The sequence below is a fragment of the Enterobacter sp. EC_64 genome (assembly GCF_019584165.1).
Lineage (GTDB): Bacteria > Pseudomonadota > Gammaproteobacteria > Enterobacterales > Enterobacteriaceae > Enterobacter > Enterobacter roggenkampii.
In genome coordinates this window covers 1-1,049 of record NZ_VDAS01000070.1, presented here as the reverse complement: position 1 = coordinate 1,049, position 1,049 = coordinate 1, and the positions used below count along the sequence as shown (strand labels likewise).

The window sequence follows — 1,049 nt, the reverse complement described above, 5'->3', positions numbered from 1 at the left end:
CGCTGAATTATCAGACACCGTCTGAATTTGCAGCGGGCTGGAGAAAGGGTCATTCTGAGAATGAAGATTCCGACGTTACTAACTGAGTGTTGTATCTAATCGTGGGGGCAGGTCACACATGCGATAAAGTCACTAGGTTTAGCAATGCGAACTTCTCAGGCCGTATAGATGTATGGTGTGATGATCAATACCAGTATGAGATTACAAAGCCTGGTGGACGCTGGCAGGTAGTAGCGAAGTAATCTGAAAATTTCAGTACTAAGCCCTTTATGATGTGAATCTACAGGGCTTTTTCAATTTGTAAATGATATTATCATTCAGAACTTGCCTATAGTGAAGAGTGGTAAAATGAAAATTACTGTTGAAAATATCTCTGAGATGTTCGAGGGAACGAAAGAACTATTGATTGGTGGGCTGATCACGGCTGTCACTGGTTTGATTATTATAATTGGTCCAAATGGCAATGAATATGTAAAAGTGCCTTTGATGTTTGTTGCGATATTTCTAATTACTATAATACCTGGTTTTATCGCGATGCTTTTCTCACCATTAACAAAACTGACAGCAAAGATTTTTGATATTAAAAGTAGCAATATACTTTGCCGCCTGTTTTCATTTTTGTATTTCCTACTGTATTGGTTTGTAACGCTTTCAGTGTTCAACTTTATAATTAGAAATGTATTAAATGTACACCCAATAGAAGATGGTATGAAAATATGCTTTGCTATTGGGTGCTTTATTGTCGCAGTAGTACAAACAAGAAGATTTTACACAATACTTATTAAGTAATTGAATATGCCCCAATAACATGAACTGTCCTACTCAATGGGGCCGTCAATGTGTAGGGGCATTTTTTAGAATGGCAGTTCTTCTTGCCCACAGGACCAATCATCAGCATGTTGTTCAACCACTCGGCGTTCAGCATGTAGATAAACTAGGGAAGGTGCGAACAAGTCCCTGATATGAGATCATGTTTGTCATCTGGAGCCATGGAACAGGGTTCATCATGAGTCATCAACTTACCTTCGCCGACAGTGAATTCAGCAGTA

The 1,049-nt window shown here is 38.9% G+C and carries 1 protein-coding gene; it reads left to right on the top strand.

What is annotated here, in order from left to right:
* The first annotated feature begins 348 nt into the window (after positions 1-348).
* Positions 349-789 (top strand): hypothetical protein, encoded by a 441-nt coding sequence (locus tag FHC52_RS22475; RefSeq protein ID WP_032674392.1) that lies wholly within the window; start codon positions 349-351, stop codon positions 787-789.
* Positions 790-1,049 lie beyond the last annotated feature (260 nt).